15 protein-coding genes are annotated in these 19599 nt (G+C 65.0%); 5 read left to right on the top strand and 10 right to left on the bottom strand.

The window, feature by feature from the left end; translation table 11 throughout:
- Window positions 1–26: 26 nt before the first annotated feature.
- Window positions 27–782 carry an amino acid ABC transporter ATP-binding protein gene (locus tag AC0GNO_RS06170; protein WP_472903347.1) on the top strand — a complete coding sequence of 252 codons (756 nt, stop codon included), beginning with the start codon at window positions 27–29 and terminating at the stop codon, window positions 780–782.
- A 56-nt stretch (window positions 783–838) separates the two neighbouring features.
- Here AC0GNO_RS06170 and AC0GNO_RS06165 read toward each other — a convergent pair whose 3' ends face one another.
- From AC0GNO_RS06165 to AC0GNO_RS06120, 10 genes are all read right to left on the bottom strand, one after another.
- Complete coding sequence (locus AC0GNO_RS06165; protein WP_472903346.1) at window positions 839–1018, bottom strand: hypothetical protein; 180 nt, start codon at window positions 1016–1018, stop codon at window positions 839–841.
- Window positions 1019–1087: 69 nt separating this feature from the next.
- The gene (locus AC0GNO_RS06160) at window positions 1088–1243 is read right to left on the bottom strand and encodes a hypothetical protein (RefSeq protein WP_472903345.1); all 156 of its coding nucleotides are present in this window, start codon (window positions 1241–1243) and stop codon (window positions 1088–1090) included.
- A gap of 106 nt (window positions 1244–1349) precedes the next feature.
- A complete protein-coding gene (locus tag AC0GNO_RS06155; RefSeq protein ID WP_472903344.1) occupies window positions 1350–1904 on the bottom strand; it encodes a hypothetical protein in 555 nt (184 codons plus the stop codon).
- A 1-nt stretch (window position 1905) separates the two neighbouring features.
- Window positions 1906–2547, bottom strand: a complete 642-nt coding sequence (locus AC0GNO_RS06150; RefSeq protein WP_472903343.1) for a hypothetical protein — start codon at window positions 2545–2547, stop codon at window positions 1906–1908.
- 179 nt (window positions 2548–2726) lie between these two features.
- Entirely contained in the window at window positions 2727–3230 is a 504-nt protein-coding gene (locus tag AC0GNO_RS06145; protein ID WP_472903342.1) for a hypothetical protein, read from the bottom strand.
- 45 nt (window positions 3231–3275) lie between these two features.
- Entirely contained in the window at window positions 3276–3623 is a 348-nt protein-coding gene (locus AC0GNO_RS06140; protein WP_472903341.1) for a hypothetical protein, read from the bottom strand.
- Between the two features lie 462 nt (window positions 3624–4085).
- Window positions 4086–4406 (bottom strand): hypothetical protein, encoded by a 321-nt coding sequence (locus AC0GNO_RS06135; protein ID WP_472903340.1) that lies wholly within the window; start codon window positions 4404–4406, stop codon window positions 4086–4088.
- Between the two features lie 7 nt (window positions 4407–4413).
- Entirely contained in the window at window positions 4414–13131 is an 8718-nt protein-coding gene (locus tag AC0GNO_RS06130) for a two-partner secretion domain-containing protein (protein ID WP_472903339.1), read from the bottom strand.
- A 63-nt stretch (window positions 13132–13194) separates the two neighbouring features.
- Window positions 13195–14925, bottom strand: a complete 1731-nt coding sequence (locus AC0GNO_RS06125) for a ShlB/FhaC/HecB family hemolysin secretion/activation protein (RefSeq protein ID WP_472903338.1) — start codon at window positions 14923–14925, stop codon at window positions 13195–13197.
- A gap of 126 nt (window positions 14926–15051) precedes the next feature.
- Window positions 15052–15522: a Cd(II)/Pb(II)-responsive transcriptional regulator gene (locus AC0GNO_RS06120; protein WP_472903337.1), complete on the bottom strand. Its 471-nt coding sequence runs from the start codon at window positions 15520–15522 to the stop codon at window positions 15052–15054.
- A gap of 75 nt (window positions 15523–15597) precedes the next feature.
- On the opposite strand from AC0GNO_RS06120, the gene AC0GNO_RS06115 reads away from it, so the two are divergent.
- The 4 genes from AC0GNO_RS06115 (at window position 15598) to AC0GNO_RS06100 (ending at window position 19582) form a co-directional block, all read left to right on the top strand.
- Window positions 15598–16251, top strand: coding sequence for a cation efflux transmembrane domain-containing protein (locus AC0GNO_RS06115; protein ID WP_472903336.1), 654 nt, complete (start codon window positions 15598–15600; stop codon window positions 16249–16251).
- A gap of 81 nt (window positions 16252–16332) precedes the next feature.
- Complete coding sequence (locus AC0GNO_RS06110) at window positions 16333–16698, top strand: hypothetical protein (protein ID WP_472903335.1); 366 nt, start codon at window positions 16333–16335, stop codon at window positions 16696–16698.
- Window positions 16699–16778: 80 nt separating this feature from the next.
- Complete coding sequence (locus AC0GNO_RS06105; RefSeq protein WP_472903334.1) at window positions 16779–18170, top strand: TolC family protein; 1392 nt, start codon at window positions 16779–16781, stop codon at window positions 18168–18170.
- A gap of 2 nt (window positions 18171–18172) precedes the next feature.
- A complete protein-coding gene (locus AC0GNO_RS06100; RefSeq protein WP_472903333.1) occupies window positions 18173–19582 on the top strand; it encodes a multicopper oxidase family protein in 1410 nt (469 codons plus the stop codon).
- Window positions 19583–19599 lie beyond the last annotated feature (17 nt).

The raw sequence follows: 19599 nt of genomic DNA, 5'->3' as shown, positions 1-19599 counted from the left end.
AACAACCCAAAATCAGAAAGCCTCTCATGTCCCCACAAGAAGCCCCCATCATCCAGTTCGACAACGTCAACAAGTGGTACGCCAGCAATGGCTACCACGTGCTGCGCGACGTCAACCTCAGTTTCGCCAAGGGCGAAAAAGTCGTGATCTGCGGCCCCTCGGGCTCCGGCAAATCGACGCTGATCCGCTGCATCAACGCGCTGGAGGAATACCAGCAGGGCAAGCTCACGGTGGACGGCACCGTGATCGGTGACGAACTCAAGGGCATCGACAAGGTGCGCCGCGAAGTCGGCATGGTGTTCCAGCAGTTCAACCTGTTCCCGCACCTCACCGTGCTGGAAAACCTGATCCTGTCACCCACCTGGGTGGCCAAGCTGCCGCGCAACGTGGCGATCGAAAAGGCCATGGTGCAGCTGGAGCGCGTGCGCATCGCCGAACACGCCAACAAATACCCGCTGCAGCTCTCCGGCGGCCAGCAGCAGCGCGTGGCCATTGCGCGCGCGCTGTGCCTCACGCCCAAGATCATGCTGTTTGACGAGCCGACCTCGGCGCTCGACCCGGAAATGATCAAGGAAGTGCTGGACGTGATGATCGGCCTGGCCGACCAGGGCATGACCATGTTGTGCGTGACGCACGAGATGGGTTTTGCCAAGGCCGTGGCCGACCGCGTGATCTTCATGGACCAGGGCCAGGTGGTCGAGCAGAACACCCCGGAAGAGTTCTTCAACAACCCGCAGACCGACCGCAGCAAGGACTTCCTGTCCAAGATCCTGGGGCACTGACGCGCGCTGCCCCGGAACCTTGGACTACAAACGGCGGGGCAGTGCGGCCTCGTCGGCTATTGCTTCGTTGCGCGTTCTTCGTCGTTGCCGCCCGCACTGTCGCTGAGGCTGCCGCCGACCGGGATGTCCACACCGGTCTGGTTGTAGGCGCTGTTCTCGTAAGACCAGACCGGACCCATTCCCTTCCCGTTCGCCACCGGGTTGCCGATCTCATCGCGCGGGGATTGGGCACGCACCTGTTTGCCGGTGTCGTAGGCCAGCAGTTGCAGGTCGCCGCCAGCGGAGAGCCGGGCGTTGCCCCCGGCTTAGATGCCGCCGCCGACAAAGACCATGTCGCCCCTGGCTTTCATGGTGAGGTTCTGGCGCGCGGCGATCTGGCCCAGGATGCTGGTGATGCCGCCCGGCAGATCGATGTTCTGCCCCTGCATCTGACGCAGCACGATGGTGATGCTATTGATCATCCGGCCCGATGAAGTAGAAACCGTTCGTTCTGAGCCTGTCGAAGGGCTTCGACGGGCTCAGAACGAACGGAAGTCAAGACTTCACCGGGCCGTACCTGTCAATAGATCAAAACTGAGGCACTTTAGGTGGCGAGTTGTCAACCCTGTAGGCACCCATTCTTCCTTGTGCGGTGGCATATTCTTTCACGGTTCCGATCAGCATATTAGTACCCCCGGCTCTTTCGAACAGCTGCGCCTCACAACTGTAATTGTCGTCCTCGTTGTCAAGTTCGACCTGAATCAGGTACTGCTTTCCTTGCACGGGCGAAAATTTAAATGGCGCGCTGCATGTGTAGAACTTGGTTATTCCCGCCTTGCTGAGATCCAGGGTAAAAAGCAAATTTTCACCAACCGGAACGACATAGTCCTGTCCAAAATCATCTCCCCGAATGTTGTAATACCCCACCGTGCTGGTTGCTGACGGGGTGGCGATCGTCGAAGGATTGGTTTCGAAGCCGAAATAGACAGTGCCCTTGTGAATCCCCCAGCCCTTGACAGTGGTTGTTTGAAGTCTAAAGAGTGCCGAAGACTTACCGGAGGGATGGGAATACTCTGGACGGGGGGTGGCACATCCACCGCAAAAGATGATCGCAAGGATGGAAAGGGTAGCAATGGATTTCATGTCAATCTACTCTAGTTGGTGAATCAGCTTTTAAAAAGATACCGCTTTTTTTGGACTTGAATATCAAGTATTTTCCTTGCTCTTCATTCATCAGAACTGCGGAGCCCTTCGACAGCAATAGTCCCCCCGCATAGATGTTCTTGAAACAAAATGGAGACAACTTAACCACATATGTCTGGCCGAGTTGGAATGAGCCAGAAACGTCTACCTCGGCCTGACGCCTCAATGCATAGGGATGATCCAACGAAATTACTCCGTTTGAAGGTTTACGGGTTTCAAATTTTTCTGAATCGTTGCAAATTCCGTCAAGTTTTAATGCTTTCGGGGTGGCTGTGAAAACATGAACTGAATACTCCTCCGAAGGAAGCATAGTGACCCTGTTGTTATCGAATCCATAACCCACTATTTTCCGATACGGCTTATCTCTGTCCTCTTGCATGTGGACGACAAAGACGACGATCTGATCGGGCCCTGCTCTGAATGGGAATTGGAACCCTGCAAGTGCTGTGCGCTCATTCTCCGGGGGTCCATGTGAACCGCGATGCGTTTGAAGCGACTGTGTTGCACAACCTGTCAGCAACAAAAGTGTTGCCGCAATGAGGGGCAATTTAGTACGGAATTTTCGAATTATCTTATTGTTCATATGTAGATTCTGCGAGGAGGAGAGTGCTCAATCTCCGTTGATGCCATTAACAGGTCATATGAAATATGATGCCAAAGGCTTTATATCAAATTTGGGATTTTCAGATCCTGCTGAAAAGATCGCTCTCATGTCGTTGACCGGCCCATACAGCTGGGTGCGGCCGTTACCACTAAAAGCGGTCAGCGCTTGCGAAACACGTACTCCAAAACCAAGTTGCTTGGGAAGCCATCTGCAGCCATTTGGTCGGGGTCTCCAACCGGATAGAACTGGCCATCCTTGATCATCGAAATATTGTTGCGAGGCGCGCTCCCGGATTTCGCAACCTGAAACATGTCGGCTGTGCCTTGGGGAACAGACTTCGAGCCAACGTAGGTGAGTATGGATGTCGATTCTCCCGATGGAATGCCTGTTCCGCTGCAATCTACGCTGGAATAGCGGGGGCCTTGAAATGCGGCAGACAAGCGCGTGTCATCCAGCTGGGTAATGGTAAATATCTGATGTTCGGAAATCGGACCGTCACTACCGCCCCCAGGACTGATCACGGTGCATTTGTCGATCCAAGTGCCGACATATTTACCCAACACGGATTCGTCTTCGGAGCCAGAGCTTCCACCTCCACAGCCGATCAGCAGAACCAGACTTGCGACGCAGACAGAGGTCAATCTCAAGGAAAATGTTTTCATCTTTAAGTATTAATGGGTGAAATTCAAACAAAATGGTTCAAACGATCAGATGCAGCGCAACACGACTTCATTGAAGCCGAATTTCGCATTCCCAGAGGTGGTCTTGCTACCGCTTTGAACCAGCGCGTCATGGGTCCATCCGGTGCCGGTCAAGACATGCAGGGTATTGCTGCCTGAGCAGGCGACGGTTTGGGTATTCTTGCCAAACTCCGTGAGACAGCCGTCTTGGGTGACCGAAACGTCATTGCCATCTCGGGCACAGGTCTTGGAGATGGTTCCGTCGGCAGAATCGCCGCTGTCACTGCCGCCACCGCAGGCGGTCAAGGCTGCGCTCAGGGTCAGTGCGGCTGCACCAAACAGAATGAACGATGCGGGGTGCTTCTTGGTTTTCATGGAGTTCCTCCTTGAGTTGATAAATTTGTTGGAATTACGTTGCCGCTTGGCGGCGTTTGTTGCACTTCAGACTTGAATCCGCCGAGAAATGGTTTAATCTTTGACCGTCATTAGCTCAGGCATCGCTCCTTCCGCACCTTGAAACGCATATATGGCTGATTTTTCAACACCCCAAACCCATTGGAGGAACGAAATGCGTTCATTGGCCTGCCCAGTAACCGTCGAAAAAAGAAGGCGTTCATTCTCTTCGGACCACCGTGGTGCCTTTGGAGAAACTGGCTGAATGACGCCTGCATCACCAGGGCTTGTAAATCGGCTCACCCCAAAGCTCAGGCATATGCGGGAAGTTCACGAAGTTGTCATCCACCCGCTGACGGTATTGACTCAAGTCGGCAGCTTGGTAGGTTGGTTCTCACGCGCGGCGATCAGGGAGAGGTGTTGCACTTGATTATTGATTCCGCCCTAAAAGTCCTCGTGTCGCAAAAGAGCAAAGCCACCACGTGCGTGCTCCACAATTTTTCTCAACTCTTCCGATCTCGAAGTGGCATTGATGTACAGCAGTGTTGGAAACTCTGGGAACTTCATTTCCACTGGATCACCGTCAAATGGGTCCGCGTTTTTCTTCAATTCAAAGTGTTCTCCGGCCTTACTGCCGGCCCTAAAGTACTCTCCATTTTGGTAGTCACTTTCTCTTGCCTCAAATTGCAACGTGAGTAATTCCTCCAAGATTCCCTTTGCTTCGACAGGAGATACTTTGCTTCCATAAAGAATGTATGTCGCCATAGCTTTACTACTTTCCGCCGGGTAGGCTGATACTGGGCGCTCTTTGCACGGCCACCGCAGGTGATTGATAGATCATGAAATTGACTTCGCGACCAGCTTGAGTGCTAATCTCAGAAGCAAATTTTGTAAGGCCAAGCGCTTCCAAGTCACGCGCAGAGAGAGGTCCGGTCCGGGTACCTCCAGAACGCACTCCAATACCCAGATCCTGGGCTCGTTGCAGTAAGGATGGGCTTGCAAGAGCCACATCAAAATCACTTACTCGTCCAACATCAAACGGTGCACCGGTTCCAAAACTTTTACCTGTAACAGCACTGCCTTGGAGAATTGGCTCGACATCTGGATACCCTGCACTTTTGAGTCCTCCACGGACATTGCCACCAAAATTCGCAAACTCGTTCGCATTCGCAAAGCCGCTTGGCACCGCTCCCCCATTCGCCCCAAGAGACACATTCTCAGCCACCTTGGTCGATGTCGACAGAGGCAACACCACCTTGCCAGAACCCACGCCCATGCTCTGGAACAGACTGGCCGTACCCTTGAGTGCCGCCGGGAGCGCTCCAATGGCGCTCATGTTCAGCATGAACTCCATGTCCGCTGCGGCCAACTGCACCTGCTCCAGATCGTGCTGGCTCAGTTGGCTGACCAGGCCAAGCTGCTCTCCTTCAATTTGCTGCACTCTGGCAGGGTTGTCCTGGTAGAGGGCCTTTTGCTGTTCCAGCGCGGTAAAGGCATTGCCCACGGCCGCTACTTTGCTCGCACCGCAACCGACGTCAGTGCCGCAAGTTCCTTGTTGACGCAGCACCTGTTCGGCCTTTTGGACTTGCTTGCTGCTCCAGGCCGACACATCGGGCGCGCCAAAGCGTGCTTGCTGCTCGGGCGTCCAGCTTCCGTCCGGATTTCCTCCCAGCAATGGGTTGGCCCGCTCGGACGCCGTGGTGTTGAGCAAATTGCTCGGGGCGTTCTCCGACACGAAACGAGCGGCCAAGGTGTCGGAGCGACCGGTGTTGCGCGCCGCATCGTCGGTCACGGCGTACTCAGCGCTTAGCAGCATCTGCTGGGCCTGCTCAATCGTGATGGTCTGGTCCGTCTCTGCTTGGTAGTAGTCGCGGAACTTGCTCGCGTTGCTCTCCGCCCACGCCCGCTCATCCGCATGCAACTGCCGGTTGTTCACCGCCGCGTTCTGCGCCGTGCCCATGGCGATCTGCATGGTTGAGGCGTCGCCGCCGATCAAGAGGGCTCCGCCAGCCCCTGTCAACTTGGCCAGCTCCGTCATGGTGTGGGTCACCACGGCCAGTTGCTGCTTGAGTTCTGCGCTGGCGTCGGGTTTGTTGGCGTCGATCTTGAGCTGGTCGTAGCCGCTGGCATCGGCGTACAGCCCCGCCACGATCTCCCCGATCACCGCGCCCGTGGCCCCGGGTGCACAGCCACTGCTGCTGCCCGCGTTGGCCGTGCCCACCGCGCAGCCCAAGAGCGCGTGCGCAATGGCTTTGCTGGTGTTGTCCAGATCGCCCGCTTTCACGCCGTCGCCGATGGCGTTGGCCCCTTTGGCCGCCACGGTGTTGATCAACGCGCCCTGCAGATTGTTCTTGAGCGCGTCTTCCAGGCTGGTGCCCATCACGGCGCTCTCCAGGATCGCGCTGGTGATGCCCTGGACGACCTGTTTGGCGAAGACCAGTTCGATGCTGCTGGCCGCGGTGACGCCGGCCAGCGTGCCGCCGTCGACCGGGATGGCGCTGAGCACGCCATGGGTCAGCCCGGCGGTGGCCATGGTCAGCAGCAGGCCCTGCAGGTTTTCTTTGGAGCCCAGTTCCTTCAAAGTGGCGCCGAGGTCGCCCTGGTTGTTGATCAGGCTGACCGCGGCGGTGGAGGCCAGGGAGGCGGTACCCGAGGCTGCCACGATACCCAGTCCTGCTTCGCTGGCCGCCCCATAGGTCAGGATCGTGACCACGATGGCCACGACGATCGCGGCCTCCTGGGTCATGTTCGATTTGCTGAAGTCCAGGCTCTTGTTCAGTTCCTCCACGCGCTGCCAGTCGATGTCGCTGCGGTTGCCCAATTCCTTGAGGTAGCCCTTGCCCGGCTCCTTGAACAGCATTTCGATGGCCGTGCGCACGCCAGATCCGGCCGGCAACTGAACACTCACCCCACCCGCCCCCTGGTAGGCGCTCATGTTGGCGGGCAGGCCGTGGATCTCGGGCATGTGCAGCGTCTGCTCGATGCTGCCCTTGCTTTTCGTGCTCTGCCACACCAGGCTGCTGGTGGAGACGCTGTCTTCGATGTGGCGCGTGTCCACGGCGGCCACGGCCGTGACCTTGCCCCCGGCCCTCACCGGGTCGACCTTGCCCTCACCACCCCGGATGATCGATCCCTCGATGAAGGCGTCGCCGCCAACGTCGCGCGTGACCGCGCCCGAGCCGGCGTTGATGTTCGTGACGATGGCCGTGCGGGTGCTGTCGACGTGGGTCTCGGTGTGCTTGGTGTCCTTGGTCGCCTTGTGGTAACCAAAGACGCCGCCCTGGGTGGCGTGCCCCTGCACACCTGCGATGTGCACGCCCAGCCCGCTGCGCTTGGTCGTCTCGATGTGGACGTTTTCTTTCACGTCGTAGGCGGCGCGCTCCTGGTAGCTGCCGCCGGCGCTGGCGCTGTAGCCCTGGCTGTTGATCTGCGCGCCCACCAGGGCGATGTTGCCTCCGGCCTGCAGGTTCACCGCGCCCCCGCTGCTCCAGTTGTTGCCGCTGTTCTTGAGATCGATGTCGCGGCTGTTGATGCGCTGGCTGATCTTGAGCAGGTCGCCGGCGCTTTTGTACTTGTTGTAGAAGTCGAAGCTGTTGACGTGGCCCCTGAGCGCGGTGGTGAGCTGCATGTCGCCGCCCGCCCTGAGGCTGGTACTGCCGCCGACGTTGGCGTTCACGCCCTGGGCCACGAGGTTCTTGCCCGCGCTGGCACTGAGGCTGCCGCCGACCTGGATGTCCACACCGGTCTGGTTGTAGGTGCTGTTCTCAAAGGACCAGACCGGGCCTTTGCCCACCGGGTTGCCGTTCTCATCGCGCGGGGACTGGGCGCGCACCTGTTTGCCGGTGTCGTAGGCCAGCAGTTGCAAGTCGCCGCCGGCGCTGAGCCGGGCGTTGCCCCCGGCTTTGATGCCGCCGCCGACGAAGACCATGTCGCCCCCGGCCTTCATGTTGAGGTTCTGGCGCGCGGCGATGTCGCCCAGGATGCTGGTGATGCCGCCGCGGGCGCGCAGGTCGACGTTGTTGCCCTGCATCTGGCCGAGCACGTTGGTGATGCTGCCGGCGTTGATGGCGAGGTTGTCTCGTGCGGCCAGCGTGCCCGAGTTGAACAGGCCGCCGGAGAGGTTGATGGTCGCGCCCTTGGCCGAGATCAGGCCGGGTTGCAGGGTGCCGGTTTTGCGGTCGACCAGGGCGTAGAGCTGGGGCACGAGCACGCGCTGGCTGCGGCCATCGGGCAGTTGCACGGTGCGCTCGACCAGCCAGACGATGTCGCTGGTCAGGAGGGCCATCTGCGCGCCGGTGAGCGCGATGCCGGGCTTGAGCTGGTAGGACTTCGCAAAGGCCACGCCCGCTTCGAGCAGGGCGCGGTACTGCGCTTCGTCGTTGGTGAAGGTTCCGAGGTAGCGCCGCCCGGTGAGCTGGGCGACCTGCTCGCGCACGAGCTTCTGTTCGTAGAAGCCGTCGCCCAGGCGCTGGGTCTGGGTGGCGGGGTCGTGGCCCAGCTGGGTGAGCATGTAGTCGCTGCCCAGCCAGCGGCGCTGCAGGGTGAACTCGGGGTCGGTCTCGACCAGGTAGCCCGCCGGCGCACCGATGCGAACCTGGAACAGGGCGTTGGACGGCAGGTCGATGGGTGGGGCGTTGACGGACGAGGCGGCGGTGGCACCGGAGCCCGTGACGTGGCCGCCGCTGCCCAGGCCCGCAGGCAGGGTGCGCACGACCACGCCCGGGCCGGGGCGGCCGAGCACGCCGCCTGGCGTGCCGCTCAGGCCTGCGGCCGTGGTGGCCGTGGGCGCGCTGGCGAGGCTGGCCACGGAGACGGCCTGTGCGGCCTGCGGGCGCGCGCTGCCGTGGTTGGGGTTGGTGTGGTAGGCCAGTTCGGCGGAGATGGCTTCGTACTCGTTCACAGGGGTGGACTCGCGTTCGCCTGCATCGCTAAGATAACGGCGCCAGTGCCGCTGGCCGCTGTACCAACCCCGCTCCGTGTAAGAGAACATGGATGTGCCGTTGTCTTCGGTGACGGTGCGCGAGCGGTAGCCGTCGATGTTCTGCAGGCTGCCGCCCGAGAGCAGGAAGTTGCCGCCGATGAGGATGCTGCTCTTGTCGTTGACGGTGCTGCCGGCGTTGACCGTCATGTGGCCGCCCACGCTGATGCGCGCGGGGTCGCGGCCGGAGCTGCCGCTTTCGGTGATGGTGCGGTCGTATTCGTCGATGCGCCACAGGTTGCCCCCGACATGGGGGCTGCCGTCGTCGAAGAGGTAGTGGGCCATGTACTGCTCGTCGTACTCCAGGCGCCAGTCCATACCGCCGGTGGCCTCGCTCAGGGGTTGCATGTACTGAGCGTGATCCTCGTCGAGCAGCAGGTATTCCTTGATGTGTTCGGTGGTGCTTCTCTCGTAGCTGTTGCCGTGTGCATCGACGTTCTGCACGCTGGCGGCGTTGACCGTGAGGTTGCCGAAGACCTCGACTTCTGCGCTGCTGTTGATGAAGGCGCCGGCGCTGCCGGTGGCCCGGGCGTTGGCGTCCAGGCTGCCGCCCACGCGGGTGTCGCCAAGGCTCAACAGCAGGGCGCCTTCGCTGTTGTTGAACGTGCCCACGCCCAGATCGAGGTCGCCACGGCTGGCGATGACGGGGTTGGTTCCCGCGCCGCCCTGGTTGTTCAACTGGTTGGCGGCGATCGAGATCTGGTCGCCGTAGATGCGGCCACCGCTGGAGTTGGTGACCGCGCCGGCCTGGATGAGGGTGAAACTGCCGTTGACCAGGCCCTGGTTGCTGAGGCTGCCGGCCTGCAGGTCGATCAGGCCGGCGCGCACGGCGCCTGTCGCCTGGTTGTGGATGCTGCCGGCAGCCAGGTGCAGTTCGTTCGCGGCTTCGAGCGTGCCGGCGTTGCTGGCGCTGCCCGCGGTCGCGCTCAGGCTGTCGGCGGCCTGCACGGAGCCGCCCGCGCGGTTGACCAGCGCACCCGACAGCGCGATGCGCAGCTCTCCGCTGCCGTCGCTGCCGTCGCCCGCGTTGGCGATGACACCGCTGTTGTCCAGGCTGCGGGCGTCGATGGCGGTAGCGCCGTTGGCAGCAATGACGCCGCCGGCGCCGTTGGTGATGGTCAGGGTCTTGGCGGCCGGGTTGGCCGCGGCTTGTGGGTCGGTGATGGAGAGCGTGCCGGTGCTCGACAGCAGGCCGCCGGTGTTGTCCAGCGTGCCGCTGGCGCTGACGGCCAGTTGGTTCTGCGCGAGCAGTGCGCCGTTGCGGTTGTCCAGGCTGTGCACGTCCAGGGTCGCGCTCTGGGCCTGGATGCCCTGGCTGGCGCCCGCTGTCTGGCTGTTGTTCACGGCGCCGCCGCGAAGGTCGAGCGCGCCGCTGGCGGCGATGAGACCGCCCTGGCTGTTGTCGACGGCGCCAGTGCCGGCATCGATCTGAAGGGCTGCCGCGCTCTTGATGTCGCTGCCCTGGTTGATCAGCCCCTGACTGGTGATGCTCAGGCCGGTGTTCGCCGCGATGGTGGCGCGCACGCCGCTGGCGCTGCGGTTGTCGACGGTGTCGCTGCTGGTGAGGGTGAGGGTGCCGCCGGCGAGGATCTGGCCGCCCTGGTTGTTGACCGCGCCGCTGGCGGCGATGCTGGCGTTGCCGCCGCCTTGCAGCACACCGCGCTGGTTGTCGATGGCGCCGCTGGCGATGTTCAGGTGGCGCGCGGAGAGGATAGCCCCGTCGGCGTTGCCCAGCGCACCACCTTGGGTGTCGATGCTGATGTCCTGCCCGCTGATCAGGCCCTGGGTGCTGTCGAGCGACTGGGCGCTGATGCCGATGTTCGCGCGCGACTGCACACTGCCTTCGCGCAGGCTGGCGACACCGGCGATATTGAGGGTGGCGCCGCCGTCGACGCCGACGAGGTCAGCCCTGTCCGCGCTGAGGCTGCCCGCGCGCAGGTCGAGCGCACCGTTGGCCACGAGGGTGGCTTCGGTGGCGGTCATGGCGCCCTGCACGTTCAGCTGGGCGTCGGTCTGCGCGCTGATCAGGCTGCGGCTGGCTTGCAACGCGGCGGCGTCGAGCTGCAGCGAGCCGCCGGTGCTCAGCAATGCGTCGTCGGCCACCACGGTCTGCGGGCCCTGGCTTTGCAGCACGAGCGCGCCGGTGCCGCTGTGGGTCAGCGTGGTGTGGTCCAGCTGCAGTTCCTGGCTGGACAGCGTGAGCGAGCCGGCGTTGACGGCCAGGGTGGCGCCGCTGGCGTCGATGCGCTGGCCCACCTGGATGCGCGCGTCCTGGTCGGCGGTACCGACCTGCTGCAGCTGACTGCCCCGCAGGTTCCATTCGCTGGCCGTGACGTCGAGCTGGGTGGCGCCCAGGGTGGCGTTGTCGGTGCGCAGCTCACCGGCTGCGTCCAGCCGCAGCTGCTGCACGGCCTGCAGCGAACTGCCTTGCGCCAACAGGTCGCCCTGGCTGGCCTGCAGGTCCATGCGCTGTGTCAACAGGTCCTTGCCGTCCAGGTTGAGGCTGCCGGCCTGGGCCTGGATGCTCTGGCCAGCCAGCGTCAGGCCCTTGAGGTCGATGGCGCCCGCGCTGCCGCCGTGCAGGCTCAGGCTGCCTTGGCCCAGCGGCACGGCGCCAGCGGGGTCCATGCCGGCGCTGAGCACCGAGCCGGCGGTGCTGTCAATGCGGCCATCGGCCGCCCGGGTTTCGAGCCGGATGTCGCCATGGGCGCCGATACGGCCTTCGTTGAGCATGGCCTGGCCGGTCTGGGCCTGCAGGGCGCCGCCCGCGTAGATCTGGGCACCGCTGTGGTTGTGGATGCGCTGGCCGCTTTCCAGCTGCATGCTGCCGTCGCCGACGATCAGGCCGTGGTTGTGAATGGACTCGGTGGCGCTCAGCGTGGTCTGCGCGCCGCTGAGGATGTGGCCCCGGTTCTCGATGACTTGCGGGGTCTGGATGCTCACGCCCTGGTCGCCCATGAGGCTGCCGGAGTTCGTGACGGTGGTGCCGGCCTGAACGGCGAGTGCGCCGTCGGCCACCACGCTGCCGCTGTTGACCACTTCGGCGCCCGTGCTCAGGGTGATGTCTTTCTGGCTCTGGATGCTGCCGGTGTTGGCCATGCCTTGCGGAGCCACCAGCTGAACCGAGCCCTGCACCACGATCTCGCCCTCGTTGTCGAAGCGTCCGGCCGAGTTCAGGGTCAGCAACTGGCCGGCGTTCAGGCTGCCGGCGTTGGACAATTGGGCGCCTTGCAGGCTGAGGTGGGTGCCCGCGCTCATGCCGCCCGTGTTGTCCAGCCGGCCACCGGCGACGAGGGTCGCTTCGGTCCCCGCGCCGATCTGGCCGCTGTTGGCCAGGTCGGCAGCAGTCTGCAGCGTCAGCGCCCCGCCACTGCGGATCTGGCCGCTGTTGGTGACCGTGCCCGTGCTTTGCACGTTCAGCGCTGCAGCGGCGCTCAGGCTGCCGCTGTTGTCAAAGCGCCCTCTGCTGTTCAGGCTGGCGCTGCCTTGCGAAGCGAGGCTGCCCTGGTTGACGAGGTCGCCGTTGGCGGAGAGGCTCAGTCCGCCACTGCCGGCCTGCACGCCGCCTGCGTTGCGCACGCCCACACCCGCTTCGGTAGCCAGCAGCGTGATCTTGCCGGCGTACATGCCGCCGAGTTGCGAGACGTCCAGCGCGAAGCTGGGCGCCGGGCCGCTGCCGGCGGTGGGCGCAGCGCCCGGGCCGTCGGCCTCGATCTGGTTGGCGCCGGTGACGATGTTGAGCTGGTTGGCGCGCACCGGGCCGTTGACGGCGACGGCGCGCGCCAGGATGCCGGTGTAGTCGGTCAGGCTGGCATCAAAGCCCTGGCTGCCGATGGTGATCGTGCCGCCCCGCACGGTGTAGCCGCTGACCCCCGCGTCATGGAGGTTGACTTCGCCGGTGGTGAGCGTGGCGCGGCTGGCGTTGATGAAGCCGCTGCCGTTGACGTTCAGGCCGGCGGGGTTGGCGACGATGATCTCCGAACGCTGGCCGGCGATCTCGATGAAGCCGTTGATGCGGCTGGGGTTCTGGCTGTTGACTTCCAGCAGGATCACGCGCGCCTCGCCGGTGGCCAGCCAGGGGTTGCCCTGGACCCAGCCACCGATCTGTGTGGGTGTGTGGGTGCGGCTGTTGTTGACCACGGCGCCGCGGCTGTCCACGTCCATCTGCGAGAGCCGGCTGCGCGAGACACCGGCGGCGCTGGGCGTGGTGATGTTGACCTGGGGCAAGCCGTTGCCGGTGCTCAGCACGGTGGGGCGCTGCGCGCCGGGGGCGGTGTTGTCGGCGCGGATCTGCGCCACCGCCTGCAGGGGTTGCAGCAGGCTCTGGGTGAGCATGGCCGACAAGGCCAGGGTGTTGACCAGGCGTACGGTGCCCGAGGCGCCGCCCACCGGCGCACGGCTGCGCTCGCCGCGTGCGCCACCGCCCTTGCCCTGCCCTTTGGCCGCTTCGGCCACCACCATCAGGCAACCCCGGATCTTGCTGAATACCCAGCGTCCACAATGTTTGTTCATTTGCTCACTCCCTCCATCGATATCGTTGTTGGCCGGTCCTTGCCGGTGGCTGGCGCCGGCGGGTCAGAAGCCGCGGTGCAGCATGAAGCCCCAGGTGCTGGACGAAGCCTTGAGTTCGGCCGGCTTGCTGATGGGTTTGCCCCAGAAGCAGTCGTACTGGAATCCGCCCAGCAGGCCTCTGACGCCCAGGACGGCACCGACCAGGGTGGTGCCCGGCAGATTGACCGTGGAGGGGCCGGAAACCCGCCCCATGTCCCAGCCGAGGTAGGGCGACTGCCCGAGCGCCCAGCCCGGAGACCAGTTCAGTTCGTTGCGCCAGACCACACCGCTTTCGGCCACCAGCGAGGCCTCGTTGTCGAAGCCGCGAACGGTGTAGCGCCCGCCGATGCTGAAGCGATCCTGCGGCGTCAACCGGGTGTGGTGTTTTTGCAGGCGCACGGTGGCGCTGTAGCGCCAGGCGCTTCCCAATGCCTTCCAGGGCACCTGGGCATTCAGGCTGGCGGTCGTCAGGCGGTAGCGGCTGGTGCCCTCGTCAAAGGCATCTTCCGGGGCCGGCAGGGTGCCCAGCCCGCTGAGGCCTTGTTTGAACGTGAAATCACCCGCGAGGATGGCAGGACCCCAGTACATCCGGTGCGACAGTCCCCAGACCAGCGACGCAACGGCCCGCCGCTGCACGAGAACCTCGGTATCGTCGATGAAGTTGTTCGATGTCCGGCGTTGCAGGCTGGCATGGGCGGTCGTCACATGCTGGTTGTTGCGCCAGAGCACGCGGTCGACATTGAGTTCGATGTGGTCGCTCTCGCCCGAGTAGCGGTAGTTGTCGAAGGCGCCCTCCACGGTCTGGTGGTAGTGATGGCGGCTGAGGTTGAGGCTGTAGAGCCAGTAGCCCCAAGGCACCGAGTAGTGCGCAGCGAGGGCCTGGCTGCCCTTGGGTGAAGGGCCTTCGCCGCCACCCAAAGCCCGGGTGTAGCTGATGTAGGCCAGGTCGCTCAGGCCCAGGAGGTTGTCGGCCGATGCGGTGGTGGTGCCCTGGAACTTGCCGGTGCTGTCGCTGCCGGCATCGTCGAGCGACACGCCCAGGCGCCAGCGCCGGTCCTGCGTCCAGTTCAGTTGCAGGTCGCTCAGACCCGCCTCCTGGCCCGGTGCGATCTGCAGATCCGCCTGGACCGTGGGCACCCGTTGCAGGTTTTCCAGGGCCTGCTCCACATCGCGCAGGTTGAGCAGATCGCCTGGACCCGCGGGCAGCGCCGCTGCCGCATGGATGTGATCGCGCGCTGCGTCAGGCACCACGACCTGGGCGAGCCGCCCGCCGATGGGGTGAAAGCTGAGCACCCCGCTGGCGATGTTCTGGTTCTCCACGATCACCCGCGTGGTGACGTAGCCCCGCGCCATGATGGCGTTTTGCAGGCGCTTCTGCACCAGGTTGATGCCTTGCACGCCGAGGCAACGGCCCTGGGGTGGGTCGTCTCCCTGCGGCCCTGCGAGGTCTTTCAGCGCCCAGTTGAATGCGGCCGCATCGGGGCCAACCAGGCGCAGTGCCTGGATGTCGAAGCAGGGCGACTCGCCTTCCGGCAATCGCTCACCCTCTTCGGCTCGCAGGTCCTTCGGGGCCAGCCGGTCGGTGGGCATGACCAGCGCGCGCCGGGCAGCCTCGTTGTCTTGCTGACGCCGCAACTCCACACTCGGATCCGGCAAGGCCTGCTGGGCAAAAGCACTGGGCGTGGCCGCCAGCAAGGCGCAGATCAAACTGTCCAGCGCCCTGCGACGCAGACCTCCCTCGTATTCACTTTTCATTCTTTTGAACCACCCACAACAAAGCGCGCGAGTCTAAGGTAGTTCAATGGACCTCTATTTTTGACACCTGCCGATTTTTTTCAACCGTGACAAATTGCACACCTCACCGCCAGCGGCTCACGCCGTTCAGACGTGGCGCCGTGGCCCAGCCACCGCGGGCTCGGGCAGCGCCGCATCGGCCCGCTGGTGCAGGGCTTCGATGATGTGGCAGTGGTCGTCCGAGCCGTCGCAGCGCTTGCGCAGCGCAAGCAGGTCTTTCTCCAGCGCGCGCAGTTCGGCCAGGCGCTGCCGCACATGGCCCAGGTGTTCGTTCAGCGCCGCGCTGGCGGTGGCGCAGTCGGCCTTGTTGTTGAGGTCGAGCCCGAGCAGGGTGCGCACCTCGTCCAGCGACATGTCCATCGCCCGGCACTGGCGCACGAAACGCAGCCGGTGGATGTCCGATTCGCTGTAGAGGCGGTAATGATTGTCGCCCCGCGCCTGCGGCTGCAGCAGGCCCTCGCGCTCGTAGTAGCGGATGTTGGCCGCGCTCACGCCAGACCGCCGGGCGGCCTCGCCGATGCGGTGCTGTGGCGTCGTGGACAAAGCTGCTGCCGTCATGCTTGACCTTCAAGTGGCTTCAAGGTTTCCAATCATGACACGCCGCCTCTCCCTCCCACACCGAAAGCCCCTTTCATGGCCTGCACCTCCTGCCATTCCAGTTGTTCCACCGACGCCACCCCCTCCGCCCAGACCATCGACCCGCGCTGGCGCAAGGCGCTGTGGATCGCGCTGGCCGTCAACGCCACCATGTTCTTCGTCGAACTCATTGCCGGGCTGCAGGCCAACTCGGTCTCGCTGCTGGCCGATGCGGTGGACTTCGCGGGCGACGCCGCCAACTACGCGCTCTCGCTGGCCGTGCTCAGCATGGCGCTGGTCTGGCGCAGCCGCGCCGCACTCGTCAAGGGCGTGACCATGTTCGCCTACGGCGTCTTCGTGCTGGCCCGCGCGGGCTGGATGCTGCACGCCGGCAGCGTGCCCGAGCCGCTCACCATGGGCGTGGTCGGCTTCATCGCGCTGCTGGCCAACGCCGGCGTGGCCGTGCTGCTGTATGCCTTTCGCACCGGCGACGCCAACATGCGCAGCGTCTGGCTGTGCTCGCGCAACGACGCGTTGTCCAACCTGGCGGTCATGCTCGCCGCGCTCGGTGTGTTCGGCACCGGCTCGGCCTGGCCCGACCTGTTCGTCGCCGGCGTGATGGCCGCGCTCGCCCTCACGGCGGGTGTCACGGTGGTGCGGCAGGCACGCGGCGAACTGGGCGGCCTGCAGGCGCACGGTCACGCCCACTGAGCGGCCGGCCACCGGGCGGGCCGGGGCCCGGCAGGGTTCTTGGCGGGAACTTCCCCCCGCCTGCCCGTATCATGACCCTCCATGCGCCATTTCCTCATCGCCCTCATGATCGCCCTGCTGCCTGTGCGCGGCTGGGTCGGCGAGGCCATGGCGTTTTCCATGCCGGGCGGCCCCGCCGCCACCGCGTCACACGCCGGTTGCCCGGACCATGCGGCGCCAGCCCAGGCGGCCGATAGCCAGGAGGCCTTGGTGCCGTTGGTCGACGCCAGCACCACAGACGACGGCGCCCACCAGCACAGCCTGTGCGATGTCTGCAACGGCCCGGCGCTGGCGGCCTCGCTGCCCGGCCTGGGCACCCAGCCCCTCACCCACATCCAGCACACCGCCCGCCTCGAGAGTTTCGCTAGCTCCGAGCCGCGGCAAGGCGTCAAGCCACCCATTTCCTGAAGACCACGCCACAGGTGCGTCCGCCGCTGCCCTATCCGGGCGTGTTGGCTGGCGCAGTTCCGGGTTTTCAGGAGATCTTCATGCGCGTTTTCCGGCAGCCTCTGCCGCCCCGGCCAACCCCGGCCACCCGAACCCCTTTCGCGGCCCTGGCCTTGGCGCTGGCGGTGGCAGGGCCCGCCCTGGCGCAGCCGTCCCGTCCGTCCGCCCTCGTCGCGGCCGACCCCCAGACACCTTCGGCACCCGTTGCCGCAACCCCTGCACCCGTGCCCGACGCCGGTCCCGCGCCCGAATGGCCCACCGACATCGAGCGCGCGCGGGCCATCTGGCAGCAGGTCAACCAGCGCGTGGCCGCTTTCCCGCGGGGCCACATCGACCTGTTGCGCTGGGAAGCCCGGAACGCCAGCGCCACACCGGCCCCGGCACCTGCCGCGGCCAGCCCGCTGGACTTTTCCACCGCGCTGCGCGATTCGCTGCGCCTGCGGCCCGGCCTCTTTGCCCACCCCACCCTGAACGAGCTGGAGCGCAACCGCGTGCAGCGCGCCTACGCGGAACACGTGCGCGAGCTGCACCGCGCCTGGGCCGAAGCGGTCACGGCGCGCCAGAGCCTGCGTCTGACGGGTGAGTCGCTGGAGGCCGCCGCCACCGGCGCCGAACTGGGCCGCCGCATGGCGCAGGCCGGCAACTGGAGCCAGGCCCGCCTGCAGCGCGAACAGCTCGTCGAGGCCCAGGCCCGGCAGGACTGGCGCCGCACGGCCCAGGCGCAGACCGCTGCGGTCGAGCGGCTGGCCCGGCTGCTCGGCATCTGGGACGCCACCGCGGTGGCGCAGTTGCTGGCGCGTCTGCCGGACGAGCTGCCCGAGCCACCCGCGCAGCCCAGCCCCGGAACGGGTTTGCTGCCCGCGGACGTCGAATCCGCCGCGATCCGCAGCCTGCCGGCGCTCGCGCAGCAGCGCCTGCGCACACAGCGCGCGCTGGAGGCCGTGAGCGCCGAACGCCGGGCCGCCTGGGACCGAGCCACCGCCGCGGCCCTGCAGGACGCACCGACCTGGACCGCGCCCCAACTGGGCGATCTGCGGCTGGCGCGCGACCACACACTCGAAGCCGCCGTGCAGGCCGAGTCCGCTCTGCTGCTGGCCGCCACCGAACGCCGCTCGATGGCGCGCGAGGCCTGGTCGCAGCTGCAGACGCAGCACGCCAGCGCCCACCACGCGCAGGACGTGGTGCTCCGCCTGCAGACCGCGCAGCAGCAGGAAACCCTGCTGCGCTACAACGGCATGCTGCAAAGCAGCTGGGACCTGCTGGCCAGCGCACGCGAGCGTCTGGCAGCGCTGCACGACGCGGTGCAGGCCCGGCGCGATTTCTGGCTCGCCCAGGCCGACTGGGACGCCCTGCTGGCGGGTGCCGACTATGTGGCCGCCGGTGCGCCATCGGGCAGCGACAACAACAACCGTGCCGCCGCGGGAGGACACTGAACATGACAAGCCCGCTCAACCGAAGGCACTTCTTTGCCGGCGCCGCCACGGCCGTGGCCGCCGCCAGCGTGAGCCGCGTCGCGCTCGCGGCCCTGCCCGAAGCCTTGCAGCAGACCTCGCCCGAGACCGCAGCGCCCTGGACGCCACCCGGCGTCACCGGCGCGGGTCGGCCGTATAACCCGGTGGTCACGCTCAACGGCTGGACCCTGCCCTGGCGCATGAAAGACGGCGTGAAAGAGCTCCACCTGGTGGCCGAACCCGTGGTGCGCGAAGTGGCGCCCGGCTTCCTGGTCAACATGTGGGGCTACAACGGCCAGAGCCCGGGCCCGACCATCGAGGTCGTGGAGGGTGACAAGGTCCGCCTCTTCGTCACCAACCGGCTGCCCGAACACACCACCATCCACTGGCACGGCCAGCGCCTGCCCAACGGCATGGACGGTGTGGGCGGCCTGAACCAGCCGCAGATCCCGGTGGGCAAGACCTTCGTCTACGAGTTCGTGGCGCGGCGCCCTGGCACCTTCATGTACCACCCGCACGCCGACGAGATGGTGCAGATGGCCATGGGCATGATGGGCTTCTGGGTCACGCACCCGAAGGCAAAGCACCCGCTGATCGACGACGTGGCGCGCGACTATTGTTTCCTGCTCAGCGCCTACGACGTCGAGCCCGGCAGCCTGACGCCGCAAGTCAACACCATGCTGGAGCAGAACATCTGGACCTTCAACAGCCGCGTCTTCCCGGGCATCAGTCCGCTGGTGGCGCGCCTGGGCGAGCGGGTGCGCGTGCGCGTGGGCAACCTGACCATGACCAACCACCCGATCCACATCCACGGCATCGAGTTCGAGGTGACGGGCACCGACGGCGGCCCGGTCCCGAAGACCGCGCGCTGGCCCGAGGTGACTACCGATGTGGCCGTGGGGCAGATGCGGCAGATCGAGTTCATCGCCGACGAACCCGGCGACTGGGCCATGCACTGCCACAAGAGCCACCACACCATGGGCGCCATGGGCCACGGCGTGCCGACCATGATCGGCGTGGACCACAGCGGCCTGGTCGGCAAGCTGCAGAAAGCGGTGCCCGACTACATGGTCATGGGCGAACGCGGCATGGCCGACATGGGCGAGATGCAGATGGAGCTGCCGCACAACACCTTCCCCATGATGACCGGCACCGGCCCCTACGGCCCGATCGAAATGGGCGGCATGTTCACCACGCTCAAGGTGCGCGCCGACCAGAAGGCCGGCGACTACAGCGACCCGGGCTGGTACAGCCTGCCGCCCGGCACGCAGTCGCGCGAAGTCGCCACGCCCGTGGCCAGCCCCGCGAAGCCGGCCGCCAGCGTTGCGCCCAACCCGCCCGCACCCAGCGCCACCGTCCGCAAGCCCCAGGGCAGCGGCGGCCACGCGCATTGACTTCCATGTACACAGCC

It is taken from the genome of Hydrogenophaga sp. L310, from assembly GCF_055703065.1.
The sequence above is the reverse complement of the archived record's forward strand: the minus strand, read 5'-3'. Positions and strand labels throughout refer to the sequence as shown.